Raw genomic sequence first — 24,373 nt, forward strand, 5'->3', positions numbered from 1 at the left:
TTTTTAATACTTACACTTTGATTTCTACTTCCACACCACTCGGTAACTCCAACTTCATCAGAGCATCTACTGTCTTAGCTGTTGAGCTATAGATGTCAATCAGTCTCTTGTAAGAAGAGAGTTCGAATTGTTCACGCGACTTCTTGTTAACGAAAGTCGAACGGTTCACGGTAAAGATACGCTTGTGCGTAGGAAGAGGAATCGGACCGCTAACGATGGCGCCCGTTGTCTTCACCGTTCTTACAATCTTCTCAGCTGACTTGTCAACCAAGTTGTGGTCGTAAGATTTCAGTTTGATTCTAATTTTTTGACTCATTACTGTCTTTAGTTATTAAATAGTTATATAAGATGAAGTTCCGCAGGCTAAGAGTCATTCGCTAGCCTACGGGACTTCAAGTTTTTTTAGATTAAGTCAGCACGACCTTTTACTTCCTCCAATACTGCCTTGGCAATAGAGTTGGAAACCTGGGCGTGGTGAGAGTATACCATTGAAGAGGTTGCACGACCAGAAGTGATGGTACGCAATGCTGTTACGTAACCGAACATTTCTGCCAGCGGAACCATTGCCTTCACGATACGTGCACCGGAACGGCTGGATTCCATACCTTCCACCTGGCCACGACGCTTGTTCAAGTCACCGATAACGTCACCCATGTTTTCTTCCGGAGTAACAACTTCCAGTTTCATGATAGGCTCCATCAATACCGGACCTGCCTTGGCACAAGCATTCTTATATGCCTGGATAGCACAGATTTCGAAAGACAACTGGTCTGAGTCAACCGGGTGGAAAGAGCCGTCAATCAAGGTTACTTTCAATGAATCCAACGGATAACCTGCCAATACACCATTCTTCATGGCAGTAGTGAAGCCTTTCTGTACAGACGGGATAAATTCCTTAGGAATGTTACCACCCTTCACTTCGTCGACGAATTGCAATCCGCCTTCCTTGAAGTCTTCATCAACCGGGCCGATGTTCACGATAATATCAGCAAACTTACCACGACCACCGGACTGCTTCTTGTAAACTTCACGCAAGTTGACTGTCTTAGTGATAGCTTCCTTATAGTTAACTTGAGGCTTACCTTGGTTACATTCAACCTTGAACTCACGTTTCAGACGGTCGATGATAATATCCAAGTGAAGCTCACCCATACCAGAGATAACTGTCTGACCAGTCTGTTCGTCAGTCTTAACTGTAAACGTCGGATCTTCTTCAGCCAGCTTAGCCAAGCCATTTGACAGTTTATCCATATCCTTCTGAGTCTTAGGCTCAACTGCGATACCAATTACCGGTTCCGGGAAGTCCATAGACTCCAATACAATCGGTGCAGTTTCGTCACACAATGTATCACCAGTATGTATATCCTTGAAACCTACGCCAGCACCAATATCACCAGCACCGATAACTTCTACCGGATTCTGCTTGTTTGAGTGCATCTGGAACAGACGGGATACGCGTTCTTTCTTACCAGAACGAGAGTTATAGATATAAGAACCAGCCTCAATCTTACCGGAATAAACGCGGAAGAAAGTCAAACGACCTACATACGGGTCTGTTGCAATCTTAAATGCCAAAGCAGAAGTCTTTTCGTCTTCGCTCGGTTTACGGTCTTCTTCAGCACCAGTTTCGGGGTTTGTACCGATAACGTTCTCTGTATCCAGCGGAGAAGGCAAGAATGCACACACGTAATCGAGCAATGTCTGTACACCTTTGTTCTTGAATGAAGAACCGCAAAGCATCGGAACGACAGCCATTTGCACTGTTGCGTTACGGAGAGCTCTCAAAACCTCTTCTTCTGTAATGGTAGAAGGATCATCGAAATATTTCTCCATCAAAGCATCGTCAAACTCAGCCACTTTTTCGAGCATCTTATCTCTCCATTCATTAGCTTCGTCTACCAGATTTGCAGGAATTTCTTCTACTGTATAGTCAGCACCCATTGTTTCATCATGCCAATAGATAGCTTTCATTTTGATAAGGTCTACCAGACCTTTGAAAGATTCCTCAGCACCGATAGGAATGACGATAGGACACGGATTAGCACCCAAAACGTCCTTCATCTGGCGGACTACCTCAAAGAAGTCAGCACCCGAACGGTCCATCTTATTAACGTAAGCGATACGCGGTACGTTATATTTATCAGCCTGGCGCCAAACTGTCTCAGATTGCGGTTCAACACCACCTACTGCACAATAAGCAGCAACGGCACCATCAAGAATACGCAAAGAGCGTTCTACCTCAGCGGTAAAGTCAACGTGCCCCGGAGTGTCAATCAAGTTAATTTTATAAGTATCACCGGCATATTTCCAACGAGTGGTAGTAGCAGCAGAAGTGATAGTGATACCACGTTCTTGTTCTTGCTCCATCCAGTCCATTGTAGCGGCACCATCGTGTACCTCACCGATTTTGTGGGTCAAACCCGTGTAAAACAAAATACGTTCAGAAGTCGTTGTCTTTCCGGCATCGATGTGGGCCATGATACCGATATTACGTGTCAAATGTAAATCATGCTTTGCCATTTTCTAATTCCCTTACTTTAAGTTTTTTTAATCTTCTAATTGGTTAGTCTCTTATAGTATTAGAATCTGAAATGAGCAAATGCACGGTTAGCTTCTGCCATTCTATGCATATCTTCTTTACGTTTGTAAGCACCGCCCTGTTCATTGAAAGCATCCATGATTTCGGCAGCCAGCTTATCAGCCATTGATTTACCGCCACGCTTACGTGCAAAGATAATCAAGTTCTTCATGGAAATTGATTCCTTACGGTCAGCACGGATTTCTGTAGGAACCTGGAAAGTAGCACCACCCACACGGCGAGACTTAACTTCCACTTGAGGAGTCACATTATCCAGAGCTTTTTTCCAGATTTCAAGAGCGGATTTCTCTTCGTTCTGCATTTTGTTCTTCACTGTTTCCAACGCAGCATAGAAGATTTCATAAGAAGTGTTCTTCTTTCCATCGTACATCAAGTGATTCACGAACTTGGAAACTTTTACATCATTGAACACGGGATCCGGAAGGATAACGCGTTTTTTTGGTTTTGCTTTTCTCATTTGTCTGAAAGAATAATGTTTTTCGTTCTTGGTTGTTTACTTCTGTCTTCTTCAACTCTCCCTCCGGAGAATTTACTCAACCTTTAGCATTTCCAACAAACTAAAACGTAAGTTATTACTTTAAATTTTCCTATTTTGGGAATCAGGCCACCAGATTATTTCTTCTTAGCAGGAGCTGCTTGACCCGGTTTCGGACGTTTTGCGCCGTATTTGGAACGTCTTTGTGTACGACCTGCAACACCTGCAGTATCCAAAGTACCACGTACGATGTGATAACGCACACCCGGAAGGTCTTTTACACGACCACCACGTACCAACACGATAGAGTGTTCCTGCAAGTTGTGACCTTCTCCCGGAATATAAGAGTTCACCTCTTTACCATTGGTCAAACGTACACGAGCTACTTTACGCATAGCTGAATTCGGCTTCTTCGGAGTGGTTGTATACACTCTCACGCAAACGCCACGTCTTTGAGGACAAGAGTCCAAGGCTGGAGACTTTGATTTCTCCACCAGCACTTCGCGTCCTTTTCTTACTAATTGCTGAATTGTAGGCATTTTAATTGTTTTTAGTTATATATTATTGTTTATATTAATTCAAAACTATACACTTTTGGGCTGCAAAGATACTAATAAGTTTTGAATAATCAATGCACTACAAGTTTTTTTTTGATTTTACGCTTCACCCTTGATGTTGGGAAGAGGCGGAAATGTTTGTTCGTCCGGCATGCGAATCAGTCCGAAAGCGCGTTCATATTTCCCAATATTCTCTTCGAGTGCACGCAGCAAACGCTTGGCATGTTCGGGTGCCAAAACTATGCGCGATTGCACGCCAGCCTTTGGCATTCCAGGCATCACGCGGATAAAGTCGAGAATAAATTCCGAACTGGAATGAGTTATAATAGCCAAATTGGCATATGTACCTTGCGCCACTTCTTCCTTCAATTCTATCTGGAGTTGACCGTTGTTGTTTTCTTGATTTTCCATGTTGCACAATTGTTTTTAAAATGTTCTTAAAAGATAGACCAAAAGTACTCTTTTTTTTCGGATGATATACATTTAAGTTCAAAAAGACACATAATAATCCGTTCTGAAAAAGGAGCAAGCCACTGCAACCGTTTTGCAGTAGCACTGTAACAAACATACAGAAGCATTGCAGTACAGAAGGAAGAGGCAAAGATAAAACAGAGAGGGAATACTCCTTCTTATAGGATATTCCCTCTCTATTTTATAGAATTATATTGACGTTGTAAGGCTATCCCTCTACTTTCTCGTCTACAGCATAATCAAGTACCGTCTTCTTGTTGGCAAGCATACGGTCGTACTCTTCTTTGGAGCCAACGATAATCTTCTCGAACTCGCGTTGTCCGGTACCGGCAGGAATCAGGTGACCGCAAATTACGTTCTCCTTCATACCTTCCAGACGGTCCACCTTTCCGTTGATGGCAGCCTCGTTCAGTACCTTCGTCGTTTCCTGGAAGGAAGCAGCCGACATGAAGCTTGAAGTCTGCAATGCAGCACGGGTGATACCTTGAAGAATCTGAGTAGAAGTCGCAGGTACAGCGTCGCGCACTTCCACGGGTTTCAAGTCGCGGCGTTTCAACATGGAGTTCTCGTCACGCAGCTTGCGGGCCGTCACAATCTGGCCAGCCTGCAGACTCTGGGAATCTCCAGCATCCACTACCACCTTCTTTCCCCAGATACGGTCATTCTCTTCCATGAATTCCATCTTGTCAACAACTTGCTGTTCCAGGAAGCGGGTATCACCTGGCTCGTCGATTTCCACCTTGCGCATCATCTGACGAACGATGATTTCAAAGTGCTTATCATTAATCTTCACACCCTGCAGACGGTAAACGTCCTGAACCTCGTTCACAATATATTCCTGCACGGCCGTAGGACCTTTGATAGCCAGGATGTCCGCAGGTGTGATAGCACCGTCAGACAACGGAGTACCGGCGCGTACATAGTCGTTCTCCTGAACCAGAATCTGCTTGGACAACGGTACGAGGTACTTCTTCACTTCACCGGTCTTGGAAGTAACGATGATTTCGCGATTACCGCGTTTCACCTTACCCATGGTAACCTCACCGTCGATTTCTGAAACCACAGCGGGATTAGACGGGTTACGTGCCTCGAACAACTCAGTGACACGGGGAAGACCACCCGTGATATCACCCGCTTTACCTACGGCACGCGGAATCTTCACGATAACTTCACCGGCCTTTACCTTCTGACCGTCTTCAACCACTACGTGGCCACCTACTGGCAAGTTGTATGTACGGATCAGTTCGCCGTCTTCTGTCATGATGTGTGCGGTAGGCACCTTCGTCTTATCCTTAGACTCAATGATGATGATTTCGCGCAAACCGGTAGATTCATCAGACTCTACCTTATAAGTCACGTTTTCAATAACACCTTCAAATTCAATCTTACCGGTAGCTTCGGTAATGATAACCGCGTTGAACGGGTCCCAACGGGCAATCATCTTGCCTTTCTCTACCATTTCACCATCGGCTGCATAGAGCGTAGAACCGTAGGGTACATTATGAGTGGAAAGCACAATACCCGTGTTGACATCCACGAAACGCACTTCGGCCAAACGGCCTACCACTACCTTTGCCGGTTCGCCTGCTTCGTCGATAACGTCTACCGTACGGAGTTCTTCGAATTCCAGACGGGCAGGATTCTTGGCCACGATGCTTGCGTTGGCAGCAATATTGGCTGCCGTACCACCGGCATGGAATGTACGCAGTGTCAACTGTGTACCCGGCTCACCGATAGACTGTGCAGCGATTACGCCGACTGCCTCGCCCTTCTGAACCATACGGCTGGAAGCCAGGTTACGTCCGTAACACTTGGCACAAACACCTTTCTTGGATTCGCAGGTCAATACAGAACGGATTTCAACGCTCTCGATTGGAGAGTCTTCAATGCGTTGTGCAATGTCCTCGGTAATTTCCTCACCGCCGGCCACAATCAGTTCGCCGGTTGTAGGATGAACAATATCATGTACGGATACACGACCCAGGATACGTTCATACAGAGTGGCAATGGTTTCATCATTGTTCTTCAGTGCCGTACAAACCAATCCGCGGAGCGTGCCGCAGTCTTCTTCATTAATAATCACATCATGCGATACGTCAACCAGACGACGGGTCAGGTATCCGGCATCGGCCGTCTTCAAAGCGGTATCAGCAAGACCCTTACGGGCACCGTGGGTAGAGATAAAGTACTCCAACACGGACAGACCTTCCTTAAAGTTAGAAAGAATCGGGTTTTCGATAATCTGACCGCCTTCGGCACCTGCTTTCTGGGGCTTCGCCATCAAACCACGCATACCGGAGAGCTGACGAATCTGTTCCTTAGAACCACGGGCACCGGAATCCAGCATCATGTATACAGAGTTGAAACCCTGGTCGTCGCTTGAAATGGTTTTCATCAGGATGTTGGACAACTCAGAGTTCACGTGCGTCCAGATATCGATTACCTGGTTGTAACGCTCGTTGTTCGTGATGAAACCCATGTTATAGTTATTGATTACCTGCTCTACTTCATCATAACCTTTCTGTACTAATGCTTCCTTCTCTTCCGGGATAATGATATCGCCCAAGTTGAACGACAAACCACCCTTGAAGGCCATGTAATAACCGAGGTTCTTGATTCCGTCGAGGAAGTCGGCTGCCTTGGCAACACCGCACACCTTGATTACGTGACTGATGATGTCTCGGAGTGACTTCTTGGAGATAATCGTATTGATATATCCTGCTTCTGCCGGAACAATTTCGTTGACAATGACACGGCCCACGGAGGTATCGTGCATCATCTTGTCCACAATGTTACCATTCTCGTCAACGTCTTTCACTATTACGCTTACCGGAGCATGGATGTCGCACTTACCTTCATTGTAGGCAATCAGCGCTTCCTCAGGACCGTAGAATGTCAGGCCTTCACCCTTGGCACCCTTGCGCAGCTTCGTAATATAGTACAGACCAAGTACCATATCCTGAGCAGGCACAGTGATAGGAGCACCGTTGGCAGGGTTCAATATATTGTGTGACTGGAGCATTAGCATCTGTGCTTCCAGAATCGCTTCGTTGCTCAACGGCAAGTGCACGGCCATCTGGTCACCGTCGAAGTCGGCATTGAACGCCGTACATGCCAACGGGTGCAGCTGGATTGCCTTACCTTCAATCATTTTAGGCTGGAATGCCTGGATACCCAGACGGTGAAGTGTCGGGGCACGGTTCAACAGCACCGGATGCCCCTTCATCACGTGTTCCAAAATGTCCCAGATAACGGGTTCCTTGCGGTCTACAATCTTCTTGGCGCTCTTTACCGTCTTCACGATACCACGCTCAATGAGCTTACGAATGATGAACGGCTTGTAAAGCTCGGCTGCCATCAGTTTAGGGATACCGCATTCGCCCATCTTCAGCTCCGGACCTACAACGATTACAGAACGTGCGGAATAGTCGACACGCTTACCCAACAAGTTCTGACGGAAACGTCCTTGCTTACCCTTCAAACTGTCGGAAAGTGACTTCAACGGACGGTTAGCGTCGGTCTTCACTGCACTCGATTTACGGGAGTTATCAAACAGAGAGTCGACAGCTTCCTGCAACATACGTTTTTCATTACGCAAAATCACTTCAGGAGCTTTGATTTCAATCAATCTCTTCAGACGGTTGTTACGGATGATGACACGACGGTAAAGGTCATTCAAGTCAGAAGTTGCGAAACGGCCGCCATCCAATGGGACCAACGGACGAAGTTCGGGTGGAATAACCGGTACAATGCGTACAATCATCCACTCGGGCTTGTTGCGTCCGCGTGATGCACGGAACGACTCAACTACCTGAAGACGTTTCAGAGCTTCGGTCTTGCGTTGCTGTGAAGCATCGCTTCCGGCACGGTTACGCAGTTCGTAAGACAAAGAGTCAAGGTCGAGGCGTGACAGCAAATCGTAGATAGCTTCCGCGCCCATCTTGGCAATGAACTTATTGGGATCTGAATCTTCGAGGAACTGGTTGTCTTTCGGCAACTTTTCCAGCAAGTCCAGGTATTCTCCTTCTTCAAGCAAGTCATACTGTGCCACTTCATCGGACAGTACACCCGGCTGAATGACAACATAACGCTCGTAATAGATAATGGCATCCAGCTTCTTGGTGGGCAAGCCCAACAAGTAACCGATTTTGTTGGGAAGTGAACGGAAGTACCAGATGTGAGCCACGGGCACAACGAGCTGGATGTGTCCCATACGCTCACGGCGCACTTTCTTTTCAGTCACTTCCACACCACAACGGTCGCAGACGATGCCTTTGTAACGGATACGCTTGTACTTACCGCAATGGCACTCGTAATCCTTGATAGGACCAAAGATGCGCTCGCAGAACAATCCGTCGCGTTCGGGCTTATACGTACGATAGTTGATGGTTTCAGGCTTTAAAACTTCACCACTCGAATTCTCAAGGATTTCCTCAGGAGAAGCCAAACCGATAGAGATTTTCGAGAAATTACTCTTTATCTTGTTATCTTTTCTAAAAGCCATAAATTTATTTAATTGATAATTGACAATGGAAAATTGAAATTGAAAAACTGAAAACCGATAATTGAGAATGGTAACTTGCATTATCCACTCTCAATTATCAATTATCCATTATTCTAAGTTGATGCTCAAGCCCAAACCTCTCAACTCGTGCAGCAATACGTTCAGTGACTCGGGGATACCCGGAGCAGGCATCGGTTCACCCTTCACGATTGCTTCATAAGCCTTGGAACGTCCTACAACGTCATCAGACTTGATAGTCAGGATTTCCTGCAGAATGTGTGCGGCACCGAACGCTTCGAGTGCCCAAACTTCCATTTCTCCAAAACGCTGACCACCGAACTGTGCCTTACCACCCAACGGCTGTTGCGTAATGAGTGAGTACGGACCGATGGAACGTGCGTGCATCTTGTCTTCAACCATGTGACCGAGCTTCAGCATGTAAGTCACACCTACCGTAGCCTGCTGCTCGAATGCTTCACCGGTACCACCATCATACAGCGTTGTCTTGCCGTAGCGAGGCAAGCCGGCCTTATCGGTCCATTCGTTCAAATCGTCCAAAGATGCACCGTCAAAGATAGGAGTGGCAAACTTCACGCCCAGGTTTTTTCCGGCACGCCCGAGAACGGCCTCGAATATCTGACCGATGTTCATACGTGAAGGCACACCCAACGGATTCAGCACGATGTCTACCGGAGTACCGTCAGCAAGGAACGGCATGTCTTCCTGGCGTACCACACGGGAAACAATACCCTTGTTACCGTGACGACCGGCCATCTTGTCACCGACACCAATCTTACGTTTCTTGGCAATGTATACCTTGGCCATCTGAATGATACCTGCGGGCAACTCGTCACCGATAGTGATGGCGAACTTCTTGCGTTTCAGCTCGGCATCGAGTTCCTTGTACTTCTTGATGAAGTTCATCACCAATGCACGAATCAGTCCGTTGGTATGTTCATCCTTCGTCCAGTTGCTCAACTGAACAGCGGTGAAGTCCAAATCGCTGAAGTCGGAAGCAGAGAATCTGGCGCCTTTGGAAATAATGTCGGCACCCATGTAATCCTTCACACCTTCCGATGTATAATTTTCTGTAAGCTTCAACAGCTTGTTTATCAACACTTTCTTGAGGTCACCAATCTTAGCGTCGAACTCATCGTCAATCTTCGGTAACAGAGCCTTGTCGGCCAGCTTGGAGCTGCGGGTCTTGACAACACGGGAGAACAGACGCTTACCGATAACAACACCCTTCAAAGAAGGAGAGGCTTTCAAAGAAGCATCCTTCACATCACCGGCCTTGTCACCGAAGATGGCACGGAGCAGTTTCTCTTCCGGAGAAGGATCCGATTCACCCTTCGGAGTAATCTTACCGATAAGGATATCACCCGGTTCGATGCGGGCACCCACACGAACAATACCGTTTTCGTCAAGGTCTTTAGTCGCTTCCTCACTTACGTTAGGAATGTCAGAGGTCAACTCTTCCATACCACGCTTCGTTTCGCGAACTTCCAAAGAATATTCTTCTACGTGTACAGAGGTCAAAAGGTCCTCACGAACCACACGTTCATTCAGTACGATAGCATCCTCATAGTTATAGCCCTTCCACGGCATGTAAGCAACCAGCAGGTTCTTACCCAGTGCAAGTTCTCCGTCTTCGGTTGAATAACCTTCCGTCAGGATTTGACCTGCAGTCACGCGCTGACCCTTCTCGCAAATCGGACGGAGGTCAATCGTCATATTCTGGTTGGTACGGCGCCACTTCGGGATATTATATTCTTTCAATGCAGGCTCGAAGCTTACGAACTCTTCCTCCTCTGTACGGTCGTACAGAATACGGATAGTCGTTGCATCCACGAATTCAACCACACCGTCACCCTCGGCAGTAATCTGCGTACGAGAATCGCGTGCCAGCTGGCGTTCGATACCGGTACCTACAATCGGAGCTTCGCTCTTCAATAAAGGAACAGCCTGGCGCATCATGTTTGATCCCATCAATGCACGGTTGGCGTCATCATGCTCCAAGAACGGAATCAAAGAAGCCGCAATAGAAGCAATCTGCTGGGGAGATACGTCCATCAATTCCACCTCGGAAGGAGGAACCACCGGATAGTCGGCATCCTGACGGGATTTTACTTTATCACGTACAAAAGTACCGTCATCGTTCAAAGGAGCATTACCCTGAGCAATAATCTTGGCTTCCTCTTCTTCTGCGGTGAGGTAAACCAAACCTTCGTCAGAAAGATCAACCTTACCCTCTGCCACCTTGCGGTACGGAGTTTCAATGAAGCCAAGCTCGTTGATTTTCGCGAACACACAGAGTGAAGAAATCAAACCGATGTTCGGACCTTCAGGAGTCTCGATAGGACAAAGACGTCCGTAGTGAGTATAGTGTACGTCACGAACCTCGAAGCCTGCACGCTCGCGTGACAGACCGCCGGGACCCAGGGCAGACATACGGCGCTTGTGAGTAATCTCGGCCAGCGGGTTGGTCTGGTCCATGAACTGTGACAAAGCATTCGTTCCAAAGAATGAATTGATAACGGAAGAGATTGTCTTGGCGTTAATCAGGTCAATCGGAGTAAAGACTTCATTGTCACGGACGTTCATACGCTCGCGGATAGTACGCGACATACGTGCCAGACCGATGGCAAACTGATTGGACAACTGTTCGCCCACTGTACGCACACGACGGTTGCTCAAGTGGTCGATATCGTCCACATCCGCTTTCGAGTTAATCAACTCGATGAGATATTTGATAATTTCGATAATATCTTCCTTGGTAAGGACACGCACGTCCATATCGGTCGTCAAGTTCAACTTTCTGTTGATACGATAACGGCCTACATCACCCAGGTCATATCTCTTCTCTGAGAAGAACAGGTTATTGATAACCTCGCGTGCACTGGCATCATCGGCAGGGTCTGCATTACGCAACTGGCGGTAGATGTAGAGTACAGCTTCTTTTTCCGAGTTACTCGGATCCTTCTGCAGAGTATTATATATGATAGAATAGTCAGACTGGTTCGGTTCTTCCTTGTGTACGAGGATATTCTGAACGCCCGACTCTAATATAATGTCAACATGTTCCGGCTCGATTACAGTTTCACGGTCAATAACGACTTCGTTACGCTCGATGGAAACAACTTCACCGGTATCTTCGTCTACAAAATCCTCAATCCATGTTTTCAACACACGTGCGGCCAACTTACGTCCCACCATCTTCTTGAGGTTCGTCTTGTTCACCTTCACGTCTTCCGCCAAATTAAAAATCTCGAGAATGTCCTTGTCATTCTCAAATCCGATGGCTCTCAGCAAAGTGGTAACCGGCAATTTCTTCTTACGGTCAATGTACGCATACATGACGTTGTTGATGTCGGTGGCAAACTCAATCCACGAACCCTTGAACGGGATGATACGGGCTGAGTACAACTTGGTACCGTTGGCATGTACGCTCTGTCCGAAGAATACGCCCGGTGAACGGTGAAGCTGGGATACAACCACACGTTCCGCACCGTTGATGACGAATGTTGCCTTATCCGTCATGTAAGGAATAGGACCGAGGAACACGTCCTGAATGACCGTGTCAAAATCTTCGTGGTCGGGGTCGGTACAATATAATTTCAATTTTGCCTTCAAAGGCACGCTATATGTAAGCCCTCGCTCTATACATTCATCAATGGTATAGCGCGGCGGATCAATATAGTAGTCCAAAAACTCAAGAACAAAATTATTTCTTGTATCGGCAATGGGGAAGTTTTCAGCAAATACTTTATACAGTCCCTCGTTCTTACGTTTCTCGGGTGGGGTGTCCAGTTGTAGAAAGTCTTTGAATGACTTCAATTGTACTTCCAGAAAATCCGGATATTCAAGCGGATTCTTAGTCGAAGCAAAATTAACTCTTTGATTTACAGTATTTGAAGACATCTGTTAATGGATTTGTAGAACTTAATTTTAAATATATACACAAAAAGGTTAAGAACCCTTTTCACGAAGGGTTCCTAACCGAATTACCTGATTTACAGGCTAATGTTATTTAAGTTCAACTTCAGCTCCAGCTTCTTCCAATGTTTTCTTCAATGATTCTGCTTCGTCCTTAGCCAAACCTTCTTTTACTACGCTAGGAGCACCGTCTACCATGTCCTTAGCTTCCTTCAAGCCAAGACCGCAAGCTTCCTTAACGGCTTTAACTACCTGAAGTTTAGCTGAGCCAGCGCTCTTCAATACTACGTCGAAAGAAGTCTTTTCTTCTGCGGCAGCAGCACCACCGGCTGCAGGACCAGCAGCAACAGCTACAGCTGCAGCAGCAGGTTCAATACCATATTCTTCTTTCAGGATTGTTGCAAGTTCATTAACTTCTTTTACTGTCAAGTTAACTAATTGTTCTGCAAAAGCTTTCAAATCTGCCATTTTTGTATGATTTTTAATTGTTTAAATACTAAATAAATTGATATAATTCTTTTTCCGAAATTTACGCTTCGGGACGTTCACCAAGAGTCTTGAGAACTCCGTGGAGGGTGTTACCACCTGATTGCAGAGCAGAAATAACATTCTTGGCCGGTGACTGCAGCAATGCAACGATATCGGCAATAACTTCATTCTTACTCTTGATACTTACGAGAGCATCCAACTGGTCAGCACCAACATAGAAGCTTTCTTCTGCATATGCAGCCTTCAGTCCGGGAATACCGTTCTTAGCCTTATCTTTAATCAACTTGGCCGGAGCGTTAGCAACGTTGCTGAACATTACGGCAGTTGTACCTTTCAGAGAACCATAAAGCGGAGAAAAGTCTTCTTCCAGGCTCTCCAATGCCTTGTGAAGCAATGTATTCTTAACTACCATCAATTTGATGTCAGCCTTGAAACATTCTCTTCTCAACATGCTGGTTGTAGCAGCATTCATGGCAGTGGTATCCACCAAATAGAAGTGACCGTATTCCTTCACTGTAGCAGCAATCTGCTCAATAATCGTACTTTTATCTTCCTTTCTCATTATTACTCCGTTTTATTAGATTTCTTCTACTGTTTTCGGGTCAATCTTGATGCCCGCACTCATCGTGCTAGAAAGATAAATACTCTTAATATATGTACCCTTGGCTGCAGTCGGTTTCAATTTATTCAAAGTAGAGATGAATTCTTTCGCATTGTCGCGAATTTGCTCAGCGCTAAATGAAACTTTACCGATAGAAGTATGAACAATACCGCTCTTGTCAACCTTAAAGTCGATTTTGCCTTGTTTTACTTCTCTTACAGCTTTAGCAACATCCATAGTTACAGTGCCACTCTTGGGGTTAGGCATCAATCCACGAGGACCGAGCACACGACCGAGTGCACCAATCTTACCCATGATGGACGGCATAGTGATAATCACATCAATATCAGTCCATCCACCTTTGATCTTTTCAATATATTCGTCAAGACCAACATAGTCAGCTCCGGCTTCTTTTGCAGCAGCTTCAGCATCTGGTGTACAAAGCACCAAAACGCGTACAACCTTACCAGTACCGTGAGGAAGTGATACAACACCTCTCACCATCTGGTTGGCCTTACGCGGGTCAACGCCCAAACGTACGTCGATATCCAGAGAAGCGTCAAACTTGGTATAAGTGATTTCCTTTACCAACTGAGCAGCTTCCTTGAGAGAGTATGCTTTCCCTGCTTCAATTTTTTCTGCAGCCAACTTTTGATTTTTTGTCAGTTTACCCATTCTAATTGAAGTTTATTAATTATTAACCGGGAACTCCCCTTTTACAGCGATACCCATACTTCTAGCTGTACCGGCAACCATTTTCATGGCAGCTTCTACAGTGAAACAGTTCAAGTCAACCATTTTGTCCTGAGCAATCGTACGAACCTGTTCCCAAGTAATCTCGGCAACTTTCTTACGGTTAGGCTCAGCAGAACCACTCTTTTGCTTCGTCACTTCCAACAACTGGATAGCCACGGGAGGAGTCTTGATTACAAAATCGAAAGACTTGTCTGCGTAGTAAGTGATAATCACAGGAAGAATCTTTCCTGCTTTGTCTTGGGTTCTGGCGTTGAATTGCTTGCAAAACTCCATGATATTGATACCCTTGGAACCCAATGCAGGTCCTACTGGGGGTGATGGATTTGCCGCGCCTCCTTTAATCTGTAATTTGATTAGTCCAGCAACTTCTTTAGCCATTTTCTAATTGATTTATATATATAAACATTAATGAAGAATACTACAGCGTAACACCTGCACTATTCTTTTTCAACTTGCATAAAGCCCAATTCGAGCGGAGTCTTCCGTCCGAATATCTTGACCATGACCTTCAGTTTCTTCTTCTCGGTGTTCACTTCTTCAATGATTCCACTGAATCCACTGAACGGACCGTAATTCACCTTTACAGTCTCGCCGACTACATACGGGATACTCAAGTCTTCACCTGATTCCTGCAATTCGTCGACCGTACCAAGTATACGATTCACTTCCGACTGTCTCAGAGGTACGGGTTTTTCCGAACCACCCAAGAACCCTATCACATTAGGAGTATTTCTCAGATGATGAGCAACCTCACCCACCAGAGCAGCCTCCACCAAAACGTAACCAGGGAGATAACTTCTCTCTTTCACAATTTTCTTACCATTGCGAACCTGATATACCTTTTCGGTAGGAATCAATACCTGAGATACGTAATCACCAAGGTCGCTGTTTTTAATATCAGCTTCAAGGTATTCCTTTACCTTAGCTTCTTTTCCGCTAATAGCACGCAAAACGTACCATTTCTTTTCAATCTCAGACATTTCTCCTTACTTTTAATGTGGATAAACAAATTCCATCAGATGCTGGAAACAGAAGTCCATCGCAAATACTACCACTGCAATTAGTAGGGAAGCATATAAAACAACTACTGCACTGTTAGTAAGTTCAGAATACGTAGGCCACGACACTTTATGAACAAGTTCGTCGTAAGTTTCTTTAAAATAAGCTACAATCTTCTTCATTTCAAAAATATTAGCACGGGAGGAGAGGCTCGAACTCCCGACACCCGGTTTTGGAGACCGGTGCTCTACCAACTGAGCTACTCCCGTTTGTACATAATCAGTTCCCGATGTATACCGGGAACTGATTAAGATTATATTGGTTATTAGTCAAGAATTTCAGTAATCTGACCAGAACCTACTGTACGACCACCTTCACGGATAGCGAAACGCAAACCTACGTTCAATGCTACCGGGTAGATCAGTTCTACAGTGATTTCTACGTTATCACCAGGCATTACCATTTCAGTTCCTTCCGGAAGAGTGATTTCACCTGTACAGTCCATAGTACGCAGATAGAACTGAGGACGGTATTTGTTGTGGAACGGAGTGTGACGACCACCTTCTTCTTTCTTCAAAACGTAGATAGAAGCTTTGAACTTAGAGTGAGGTTTAATCTGACCGGGCTTACAAAGAACCATACCACGTTTGATTTCGTTCTTGTCGATACCACGGAGCAACAGACCTACGTTGTCACCAGCTTCACCTTGATCCAGCAACTTGCGGAACATTTCAACACCAGTTACAACAGACTTCTTGTCTTCACCCAAACCGAGGATTTCAACTTCGTCACCTACATGGATAACACCAGCTTCGATACGACCAGTAGCTACAGTACCACGACCAGTGATTGAGAATACGTCTTCAACCGGCATCAAGAACGGTTTGTCAATATCACGCGGAGGCAGAGGAATCCAAGTGTCGCAAGCATCCATCAGCTCCATAACCTTCTCTTCCCACTTTTCAACGCCATTCAACGCACCAAGAGCAGAACCCTGGATGAACGGAGTGTTGTCGCCGTCGAATTCGTAGGCTGAAAGCAGTTCACGCATTTCCATTTCAACGAGTTCCAACATTTCAGCGTCGTCTACCATGTCACACTTGTTCATGAATACAACCAGTCTCGGTACGTTTACCTGACGAGCCAGCAAGATATGCTCACGAGTCTGAGGCATCGGACCATCAGTAGCAGCAACTACGATGATAGCACCGTCCATCTGAGCAGCACCAGTTACCATGTTCTTTACGTAGTCGGCGTGACCCGGGCAGTCTACGTGAGCGTAGTGACGGTTAGCTGTTTCATACTCTACGTGAGAAGTGTTGATAGTGATACCTCTTTCCTTTTCTTCAGGAGCGTTATCGATAGAATCGAAAGAACGCAATTCAGAAAGACCTTTCTTTGCCAACACTGTAGTGATAGCAGCTGTCAACGTGGTTTTACCGTGGTCAACGTGACCAATTGTACCAATGTTTACATGCGGTTTGGTACGTTCGAATTTCTCTTTAGCCATAGCTTTACTTGTTATTTATTTGATTAATAATCAGCTTTTACATTTTTGTGAGCTGTTACCGGGACTTGAACCCGGGACCTCTTCCTTACCAAGGAAGTGCTCTACCGCTGAGCTATAACAGCAAGGAGAATAAGAGTTGTGGGCAAAGATGGATTCGAACCACCGAAGGCGTAAGCCAGCAGATTTACAGTCTGCCCCATTTGGCCACTCTGGTATTTGCCCCTACATTACAAAAAGAACTCTTTTCCTTACTAAATCATCGCAGAGTGAACTTTACCCGGACGATTTCCGTTCTCATATCATCTCCACCTCGTGAAGAAAGACTCATTCCACTCATCCTTGAGCGAGCCTCTTGTCGGATTCGAACCAACGACCCCGAGATTACAAATCACGTGCTCTGGCCAACTGAGCTAAAGAGGCAAGCTAAAAAATGCAACCGTAACGTTCATAGTGTGAGCGAAACGGCTGCAAATTTAGGCATTTATTTTTTACCCGCAAAATTTTAGCGGAAAATTATTTGCTCCGTTGCTTTTCCTTGTACTTAACCAGCTGTTTTTCCAAAGCTTCCAGGCATAAATCCACTGCTTCTTCAAACGTATCACAAACCTTGTTTGCATAAAACTCGCCATTGGGAACCAATACTTTCACTCCGGCTTCTTTATTTTCGGCTGTTTCTGGTTTTACTACCTTTAATGACACCTCTACTTTCTTTATATCGTCGTAAAATTTCTCCAACTTAGCAACTTTCTTTTGAACGAAAGACTGCAATTGCTCTGACGCATCAAAGTGAATCGATTGAATTCTTACTTCCATACTTACCTCCTTTTTACTTTAGGCTCGGGGATGAGCCTGATTATACACTTTTTTAAGCTCTTCAAAAGTAGTATGCGTATAAACTTCCGTTGTCGCCAGACTCTCGTGTCCGAGGAGTTCTTTTATCGAGCCTAAATCAGCACCATTGTTCAGCATAGCCGTTGCAAAGGTGTGCCTCAGCACGTGGGGACTTCTTTTTTTTACAGTCACTACCTTCGAAAGGTTTCGTTTCACAAGGCATGCTACGATACTGCGGTAAAGCCTTTTTCCATTCTTCCGGACAAAAAAAGCATCCGAGCGAACCGGGACAGCTTCATTCCGCACATTGACATATTCTCGCATCGAGCGTCCCAGCTCCTCATCGAAAGGTATAAGACGTTGTTTATTCCGTTTTCCCGTCACTTTAACGAGAGAAGCCGAAAAATCGACATCCTTATCATCCAACCCTATCAATTCTGAAAGTCGCATGCCGGTAGCATAAAACATTTCAATAATCATATGGTCGCGACACCCTTCAAAACCTTCACCAAAGTCCATATCATCCAGCAACCTATTCATCTCACCCTCTCTCAGAAATACCGGAAGCGGCTTTTTCTTCTTGGGCCCCGTCACTTTCCGCAACGGATCTACCGCGACCTCGCCTCTCCTCAAAAGGAATTTATAGTATGTCCGGATAGAACTCAGCTTTCGGTTTATCGTATTAGAAGCAAGTCCTTTGTCCATCAAGGAAGCAATCCATTCACGAACAAGTTCCGCATCTACATCCGATGGAGTCAAGTCTCCCAACATTTCTTCTCCAAACCTCTGCAGTTCAAGAATATCTGCCCGATAGTACTCAACCGTACCTTTGGAATAGTTCCGCTCATGCAGAAGATAGTCAAGAAAAGAATCTGTCAACAACATATCGCTACATATCTAAAATCATGCAACGAATGTATGAAAAAGAATTCAATAATTCAAAGGAATTTACGAATTATTAATCTTCTACTTGCTGAAGTTGTTGAACGTAAACAGCACGTTCTTTCTTAAGTCTTTTAGTCACAGACGGTTTATCAAATTGTTGTCTGCGTCTCAATTCCTTAACTGTGCCAGTTTTTTCAAACTTTCTTTTGAATTTCTTCAGCGCTTTTTCAATGTTTTCGCCTTCTTTTACAGGTACTACAATCATTTTCTTTTAATTAAATGTTAATGGTTTAAAAATCTCACGATTAAATTGAGCGGCAAAATTACACATACTTTCTTTATTCACAAAACTTTCTGCAAAAAAATTACCCATGATTCCTAATTATCAAACGAATGAGCAAAGGGAAAGATGTTTTTATTGAGCCAATCCGCTAAAATCCGTGAAGCATAGCACATTTTTAAAAGAGAATGTGTAACTTTGAAAGCAGAGAATGGAGAGATTATAAACTCATTTACACGCCTACTTAATTACATTTATAAAAATATGGCTCAGACAATCAATCAACGTATAGATGCTCTACGGGCATTGTTAAAAAGAGAAGGCATAGACGCTTTCATTATCCCCAGTACCGACCCGCACCTAAGCGAGTACGTAGCACCGTACTGGAAATCAAGAGAATGGATATCAGGCTTCACCGGTTCGGCAGGCACGGCGGTGATCACCAGCGACAAGGCGGGACTGTGGACAGATTCCCGCTATTTTCTCCAAGCCGAGCAGCAGCTGGAAGGCAGCGGCATCGACTTATACAAGGAAATGCTGCCCGAAACGCCCAGCATCCTCGATTTTCTGCGGGAGAACCTTACAGCGAATTCAGTTGTAGGTATAGACGGGAAGGTATTTTCCACCACACAAGCCATAGCCCTGCAAGAGGATCTGGCAAAAAACGACATCACCGTAAAGAGCATTGCCGACCCGATGAATGAGATATGGACAGACCGCCCTCCCATGCCCGAAGCACCCGCCTTTATCCACGAGATGAAATACGCCGGGAAAAGCTGTCCGGACAAACTGGCTGCTATCCGCCGGGAGATGAAAAAGAGTGAAGCGGACGTATTATTGGTGTCGGCATTGGACGAGATAGCATGGACACTCAACATACGCGGCAACGATGTGCATTGCAACCCCGTAGTAGTAAGCTACCTGATAATCAACGAACAAGAAACACACTTTTTCATCCAGCCCGAGAAAGTAACGGAAGAGCTTTCAGCCTATCTGGAAGAAGCCGGCGTCACCATCCATGCTTATGGGGACACCGAATCCTTTGTGACAAGAATACCGGACGGCAGCATCATGCTCGACATGGGAAAGACGAATTATGCCGTTTATTCCGCCCTCCCCCCTTCCTGCCGGGTACTTGACGAGCGCTCACCGATAGCCTTGCTGAAAGCGGTCCGCAATGACCGGGAAATAGCCGGCATCCACGCAGCCATGCAACGCGACGGAGTGGCACTGGTGAAGTTCCTGAAATGGCTGGAGGAGGCCGTTCCCGCAGGCAACGAGACAGAAATCAGCGTAGACAAGAAACTGCACGAATTCCGTGCCGCACAGCCACTCTACATGGGAGAAAGCTTCGACACCATTGCCGGGTACAAGGAACATGGAGCCATCGTACACTACGAAGCCACTCCGGCAACGGACGTGCCACTGAAACCCGAGGGATTCCTGCTGCTGGACTCGGGTGCGCAATACCTGGACGGCACTACCGACATCACCCGCACCATCGCACTGGGGAAACTGACCGAAGAAGAGAAGACGGACTACACCCTGATACTGAAAGGACATATCGACCTCGCCATGGCTGTCTTCCCGGAAGGTACGCGAGGAGCGCAACTGGATGTACTGGCCCGCATGCCGATATGGCAATACCACATGAACTTCCTGCATGGTACCGGGCACGGCGTAGGCCATTTCCTCAATGTGCACGAAGGTCCGCAAAGCATCCGCATGAATGAGAATCCGGTAACCCTACGGCCGGGAATGGTCACTTCCAACGAACCGGGCGTTTATAAAGCTGGAAGCCATGGAATACGCACGGAAAACCTGGTGCTGACCGTGAAGGACGGTGAAGGCATGTTCGGAAATTACCTGAAGTTCGAAACCATTACCCTCTGCCCCATCTGCAAGAAAGGTATCATCAAAGAGATGCTGACGGCAGAGGAAACGGCATGGCTGGACAACTATCACCAGCATGTATACGAGGCACTTTCGCCAAGCCTGGACGAAGGAGAACGGGAATGGCTGAAGGAAGCATGCAGTAACCTAACCACTAATCACTAAAAAAATGGCATTAATAAAATCAGTAAGAGGATTCACTCCCGAAATCGGGGAGAATTGTTTTTTGGCGGACAATGCGGTTGTCATTGGCGACGTCAAGACGGGACGGGATTGCAGCATCTGGTTCAGCACCGTGCTGCGGGGTGACGTAAACTCAATCCGCATAGGGAACGGAGTAAACATCCAGGATGGAAGCGTGCTCCACACCTTGTACGAGAAATCGACCATAGAGATAGGAGACCACGTATCCGTGGGGCACAACGTGACCATCCACGGAGCCACTATCAAGAACTATGCTTTGGTAGGGATGGGTTCCACCATCCTTGACCACGCAGTAGTGGGCGAAGGGGCTATTGTCGCCGCTGGTTCCCTGGTATTGAGCAATACGGTCATCGAGCCGGGAAGCATCTGGGGAGGAGTCCCCGCCAAGTTCATCAAGAAAGTAGATCCGGAGCAGGCCAAGGAGCTGAACCAGAAGATTGCACACAACTATCTGATGTATTCCGACTGGTACAAATAAAGGGAGACAAGGCGCCCCAAAAAGGCAGGGCGATAAAGGGATGCCATTCCATCACCTTTACCGCCCTATCGCTTTTATCACTCTTTACTTTTCTAAAAGTTTATCATACTCATTATCTTATCCGTTGCACCGGCGTTGCCGGTCACATAATTGCTTGCATTCATGCCTGATTCGCGCAAAAAGACTTCATCTGTCAGCATACGGTCGAGCAAAGTTTTCAGTTCCTCATAATCCTTCACCGAGAAAGCGCCTTTTGCCTCCAGCAACTGGATGGCCTCCTGGAATTTCTGATACTTCGGTCCGAAAATCACCGGAATGCCATAAACTGCAGCCTCAAGAGTATTGTGGATTCCCACTCCGAAACCACCTCCGATATAGGCAATCTCGCCATAGCGGTAGATGGAAGAGAGCAACCCGAAGCAGTCGATAATCAGGCAGTCGGCCTTACGGACATTCTTCTCGTCGGCACGGGTATAGCGCACGTAGGGGCGTTTCAGTTTACGGATAATCTCTACCAGATGGTTTTCGTCGATAACGTGCGGAGCGATAACCAACTTCACCTCTGGATGCTGGTTAAAGTATTCAATAAACAAATCCTCGTCCGGCTGCCAGGAGCTTCCTGCCACGAAAGTCATCGTGTTGTTCTTGAAAAGCTCCACCAAAGGCAGATGTTTGGCCTCCTCACGAATCTGCAGCACACGGTCAAAACGGGTATCCCCCACCACCGTGACACGGCTGATACCTATCTTCGCCAGATAGCGTTTGGAGCGTTCATTCTGCACAAACAAATGGTCGAAGTCGCGCAGCACATGTCTGTACGTACCGCCATACCACTTGAAGAATACTTGTCCGCGGCGGAAAATGGAAGAAATGCTGTACACCGGAATACGGCGCTTGTGCAGTTCGTCCAGATAGTTCTTCCAGAACTCGTACTTGATGAAGAATGCCATGCAGGGATTCACGATATCCAGGAACTTCTTCACATTGCGGGACTTGTCGAAAGGCAAGTAACAGACAACGTCTGCCCCCCTATAATTCTTGCGGACCTCATAGCCCGACGGCGAGAAGAAAGTCAGCAGAATACCGTAATCCGGATATTTGGCACGAATTTTCTCAATCAACGGCCGTCCCTGCTCGAACTCCCCCAAAGAAGCGGCATGGAACCATATATAGCGCACGTCCTTCTCCAACTGCTGCCGGAGAAGTTCATAGACCACCCAGTGTCCCTTCATCATTTTTCGGGGCTTACGGCTAAATGGAGCAGCCAGATGCACCAGAATATCGTAGATGGCTATTGCCAAGTCATATAGCATACTATATGGATTAAGGATGAAGAAGATTTATTCACTTTAAAGCATCAACAGCACGCTGTATACGGGCCAACGTCTCTTCCTTGCCAATCAGCTCGGTAATGTCGAACATGTGCGGGCCTTTACACTCGCCCACCACTGACAAGCGGAAGGCATTCATCACATTTCCCATGTGATAGCCACGCTCAGTAATCCAACCAATCACAATATCTTCGGAAGGCTTGGAGGAGAAATCCCCGATGCCGCGCAACACATCCATCAATTCGGTCATGATGCGGGGAGTATCTTCCGACCAACGCTTCTTCACATCCTTTGCCGCATATTCCGTGGGGGCTACGAAGAAAAAACGGGTCTGGTCCCACAGTTCCTTTACGAAGTTGACGCGTCCCTTCACCAGTGAAACCACTTTCGTAAGGAACTCGTCGCTATAGTTGGAGGCGTCTATGCCGTTGGACTCCAGCACCGGTCTGAAAAGACAAGCTATCTCCGCATCCGGTTTCATCATGATGTACTCATGGTTGAACCAGATACCTTTCTTATAGTCGAATTTGGCACCCGACTTGCTGCAATGGCTCAAATCAAACAATTTCACCAATTCATCCATAGACATCAGTTCCTGGTCATTGCCCGGATTCCAGCCCAGCAGAGCCAGGAAATTAATGACCGCTTCGGGCAGATAGCCTGATTCGCGGTAGCCTGAAGAGACATCTCCCGACTTGGGGTCATGCCACTCCAACGGGAAAACCGGGAAGCCCAGACGGTCGCCGTCACGCTTACTCAATTTGCCGTTACCCTCGGGCTTCAGCAACAAGGGCAAATGCGCAAAGGCAGGCATGGTATCCTCCCACCCAAAGGCACGGTAGAGCAATACATGCAACGGTGCGGAAGGCAACCATTCCTCACCGCGTATCACATGGGACACTTCCATCAAATGGTCGTCCACAATATTGGCCAGATGGTAAGTAGGAAGTTCATCTGCCGATTTATAAAGAACCTTGTCATCAAGAATGGAAGAGTTTATCACTACTTCCCCACGAATCAGGTCGTTCACATGCACATCTTCGTTCGGCTCTATCTTGAAACGCACCACGTACTGCTTACCGGCAGCAATCAGCGCGTCTACCTCTTCTTTAGGAAGGGTCAGTGAATTGCGCATCTGCATGCGGGTAGAAGCATCGTACTGGAAATTCGCAATCTCCGCACGCTTTGCTTCCAGCTCCTCAGGAGTATCGAAAGCGATGTAGGCTTTTCCGGCCTCCAGCAGAATCTGAACATACTTCTTGTATATTTCCCGACGTTCCGACTGACGGTACGGGCCATGGTCTCCACCGAAACTCACGCCCTCGTCAAACGGGATGCCCAACCACTTGAAAGACTCCAGGATATATTCTTCCGCACCCGGTACAAACCGGTTGGAATCAGTATCTTCAATACGAAATATCAAATCTCCTCCATGCTGACGCGCAAAGAGATAATTGTATAAAGCTGTACGCACACCGCCGATGTGCAACGCCCCCGTAGGACTCGGGGCAAAACGGACTCTGACCTTTCTTTCTGTCATAATCTACCTTACTTATGAATATTTTAGACGGCAA

Annotated in this window: 21 protein-coding genes and 4 tRNA genes; 2 read left to right on the forward strand and 23 right to left on the reverse strand. The window is 46.4% G+C overall.

Translation table 11 applies throughout. The annotated features are described in order from the left end of the window. Positions 1-10 precede the first annotated feature (10 nt). From rpsJ to rpsU, 21 genes are all read right to left on the reverse strand, one after another. Complete coding sequence (gene rpsJ, locus DW096_RS16085; RefSeq protein WP_004291244.1) at positions 11-316, reverse strand: 30S ribosomal protein S10; 306 nt, start codon at positions 314-316, stop codon at positions 11-13. An 86-nt stretch (positions 317-402) separates the two neighbouring features. Next, positions 403-2,520, reverse strand: coding sequence for an elongation factor G (fusA, locus tag DW096_RS16090; protein WP_117866807.1), 2,118 nt, complete (start codon positions 2,518-2,520; stop codon positions 403-405). 59 nt (positions 2,521-2,579) lie between these two features. Next, positions 2,580-3,056, reverse strand: coding sequence for a 30S ribosomal protein S7 (gene rpsG / locus DW096_RS16095; protein ID WP_005825710.1), 477 nt, complete (start codon positions 3,054-3,056; stop codon positions 2,580-2,582). Between the two features lie 155 nt (positions 3,057-3,211). Beyond that, positions 3,212-3,613: a 30S ribosomal protein S12 gene (gene rpsL, locus DW096_RS16100; protein WP_005825712.1), complete on the reverse strand. Its 402-nt coding sequence runs from the start codon at positions 3,611-3,613 to the stop codon at positions 3,212-3,214. A 117-nt stretch (positions 3,614-3,730) separates the two neighbouring features. Beyond that, on the reverse strand, positions 3,731-4,042 hold the full coding sequence (locus DW096_RS16105; protein WP_005825714.1) for a DUF3467 domain-containing protein: 312 nt from the start codon (positions 4,040-4,042) through the stop codon (positions 3,731-3,733). Positions 4,043-4,310: 268 nt separating this feature from the next. Continuing rightward, positions 4,311-8,606: a DNA-directed RNA polymerase subunit beta' gene (rpoC, locus tag DW096_RS16110; RefSeq protein ID WP_008661873.1), complete on the reverse strand. Its 4,296-nt coding sequence runs from the start codon at positions 8,604-8,606 to the stop codon at positions 4,311-4,313. Positions 8,607-8,714: 108 nt separating this feature from the next. Continuing rightward, positions 8,715-12,527 (reverse strand): DNA-directed RNA polymerase subunit beta, encoded by a 3,813-nt coding sequence (gene rpoB / locus DW096_RS16115; protein WP_005825717.1) that lies wholly within the window; start codon positions 12,525-12,527, stop codon positions 8,715-8,717. Between the two features lie 105 nt (positions 12,528-12,632). Then, positions 12,633-13,010 carry a 50S ribosomal protein L7/L12 gene (gene rplL, locus DW096_RS16120; RefSeq protein ID WP_004291279.1) on the reverse strand — a complete coding sequence of 126 codons (378 nt, stop codon included), beginning with the start codon at positions 13,008-13,010 and terminating at the stop codon, positions 12,633-12,635. A 61-nt stretch (positions 13,011-13,071) separates the two neighbouring features. Continuing rightward, entirely contained in the window at positions 13,072-13,593 is a 522-nt protein-coding gene (rplJ, locus tag DW096_RS16125) for a 50S ribosomal protein L10 (RefSeq protein WP_005825719.1), read from the reverse strand. A gap of 15 nt (positions 13,594-13,608) precedes the next feature. Next, positions 13,609-14,307, reverse strand: a complete 699-nt coding sequence (gene rplA / locus DW096_RS16130; protein WP_005825721.1) for a 50S ribosomal protein L1 — start codon at positions 14,305-14,307, stop codon at positions 13,609-13,611. Between the two features lie 15 nt (positions 14,308-14,322). Continuing rightward, positions 14,323-14,766: a 50S ribosomal protein L11 gene (gene rplK, locus DW096_RS16135; RefSeq protein WP_005825722.1), complete on the reverse strand. Its 444-nt coding sequence runs from the start codon at positions 14,764-14,766 to the stop codon at positions 14,323-14,325. Between the two features lie 59 nt (positions 14,767-14,825). Further along, positions 14,826-15,368 (reverse strand): transcription termination/antitermination protein NusG, encoded by a 543-nt coding sequence (nusG, locus tag DW096_RS16140; protein ID WP_005825724.1) that lies wholly within the window; start codon positions 15,366-15,368, stop codon positions 14,826-14,828. Between the two features lie 12 nt (positions 15,369-15,380). Beyond that, positions 15,381-15,569, reverse strand: coding sequence for a preprotein translocase subunit SecE (secE, locus tag DW096_RS19730; protein ID WP_005825726.1), 189 nt, complete (start codon positions 15,567-15,569; stop codon positions 15,381-15,383). 14 nt (positions 15,570-15,583) lie between these two features. Next, a tRNA-Trp gene (locus DW096_RS16150) sits at positions 15,584-15,656 on the reverse strand. A gap of 56 nt (positions 15,657-15,712) precedes the next feature. Further along, complete coding sequence (gene tuf, locus DW096_RS16155; protein WP_005825727.1) at positions 15,713-16,897, reverse strand: elongation factor Tu; 1,185 nt, start codon at positions 16,895-16,897, stop codon at positions 15,713-15,715. A 50-nt stretch (positions 16,898-16,947) separates the two neighbouring features. Next, positions 16,948-17,019: transfer RNA gene (locus DW096_RS16160), tRNA-Thr, on the reverse strand. 17 nt (positions 17,020-17,036) lie between these two features. Next, a tRNA-Tyr gene (locus tag DW096_RS16165) sits at positions 17,037-17,119 on the reverse strand. Positions 17,120-17,243: 124 nt separating this feature from the next. Beyond that, positions 17,244-17,317, reverse strand: a tRNA-Thr gene (locus DW096_RS16170). Between the two features lie 93 nt (positions 17,318-17,410). Then, positions 17,411-17,710 carry a ribosome hibernation-promoting factor, HPF/YfiA family gene (gene hpf, locus DW096_RS16175; RefSeq protein ID WP_005825731.1) on the reverse strand — a complete coding sequence of 100 codons (300 nt, stop codon included), beginning with the start codon at positions 17,708-17,710 and terminating at the stop codon, positions 17,411-17,413. Positions 17,711-17,728: 18 nt separating this feature from the next. Then, positions 17,729-18,613 carry a tyrosine recombinase XerC gene (gene xerC / locus DW096_RS16180; protein ID WP_016271996.1) on the reverse strand — a complete coding sequence of 295 codons (885 nt, stop codon included), beginning with the start codon at positions 18,611-18,613 and terminating at the stop codon, positions 17,729-17,731. A 73-nt stretch (positions 18,614-18,686) separates the two neighbouring features. Further along, on the reverse strand, positions 18,687-18,878 hold the full coding sequence (gene rpsU / locus DW096_RS16185) for a 30S ribosomal protein S21 (RefSeq protein ID WP_005825735.1): 192 nt from the start codon (positions 18,876-18,878) through the stop codon (positions 18,687-18,689). Between the two features lie 279 nt (positions 18,879-19,157). Here rpsU and DW096_RS16190 point away from each other — a divergent pair, with 279 nt between their 5' ends. Both DW096_RS16190 and DW096_RS16195 read left to right on the forward strand, forming a co-directional pair. Further along, positions 19,158-20,951 (forward strand): aminopeptidase P family protein, encoded by a 1,794-nt coding sequence (locus tag DW096_RS16190; protein ID WP_117588579.1) that lies wholly within the window; start codon positions 19,158-19,160, stop codon positions 20,949-20,951. A 4-nt stretch (positions 20,952-20,955) separates the two neighbouring features. Next, on the forward strand, positions 20,956-21,468 hold the full coding sequence (locus DW096_RS16195; protein WP_022401597.1) for a gamma carbonic anhydrase family protein: 513 nt from the start codon (positions 20,956-20,958) through the stop codon (positions 21,466-21,468). A gap of 92 nt (positions 21,469-21,560) precedes the next feature. Here DW096_RS16195 and DW096_RS16200 read toward each other — a convergent pair whose 3' ends face one another. Both DW096_RS16200 and gltX read right to left on the reverse strand, forming a co-directional pair. Next, positions 21,561-22,781, reverse strand: a complete 1,221-nt coding sequence (locus DW096_RS16200) for a 3-deoxy-D-manno-octulosonic acid transferase (protein ID WP_005825739.1) — start codon at positions 22,779-22,781, stop codon at positions 21,561-21,563. Between the two features lie 31 nt (positions 22,782-22,812). After that, entirely contained in the window at positions 22,813-24,339 is a 1,527-nt protein-coding gene (gene gltX / locus DW096_RS16205) for a glutamate--tRNA ligase (protein WP_009037307.1), read from the reverse strand. Positions 24,340-24,373 lie beyond the last annotated feature (34 nt).

The organism is Bacteroides sp. AM07-18, from assembly GCF_003602695.1.
Lineage (GTDB): Bacteria > Bacteroidota > Bacteroidia > Bacteroidales > Bacteroidaceae > Bacteroides > Bacteroides uniformis.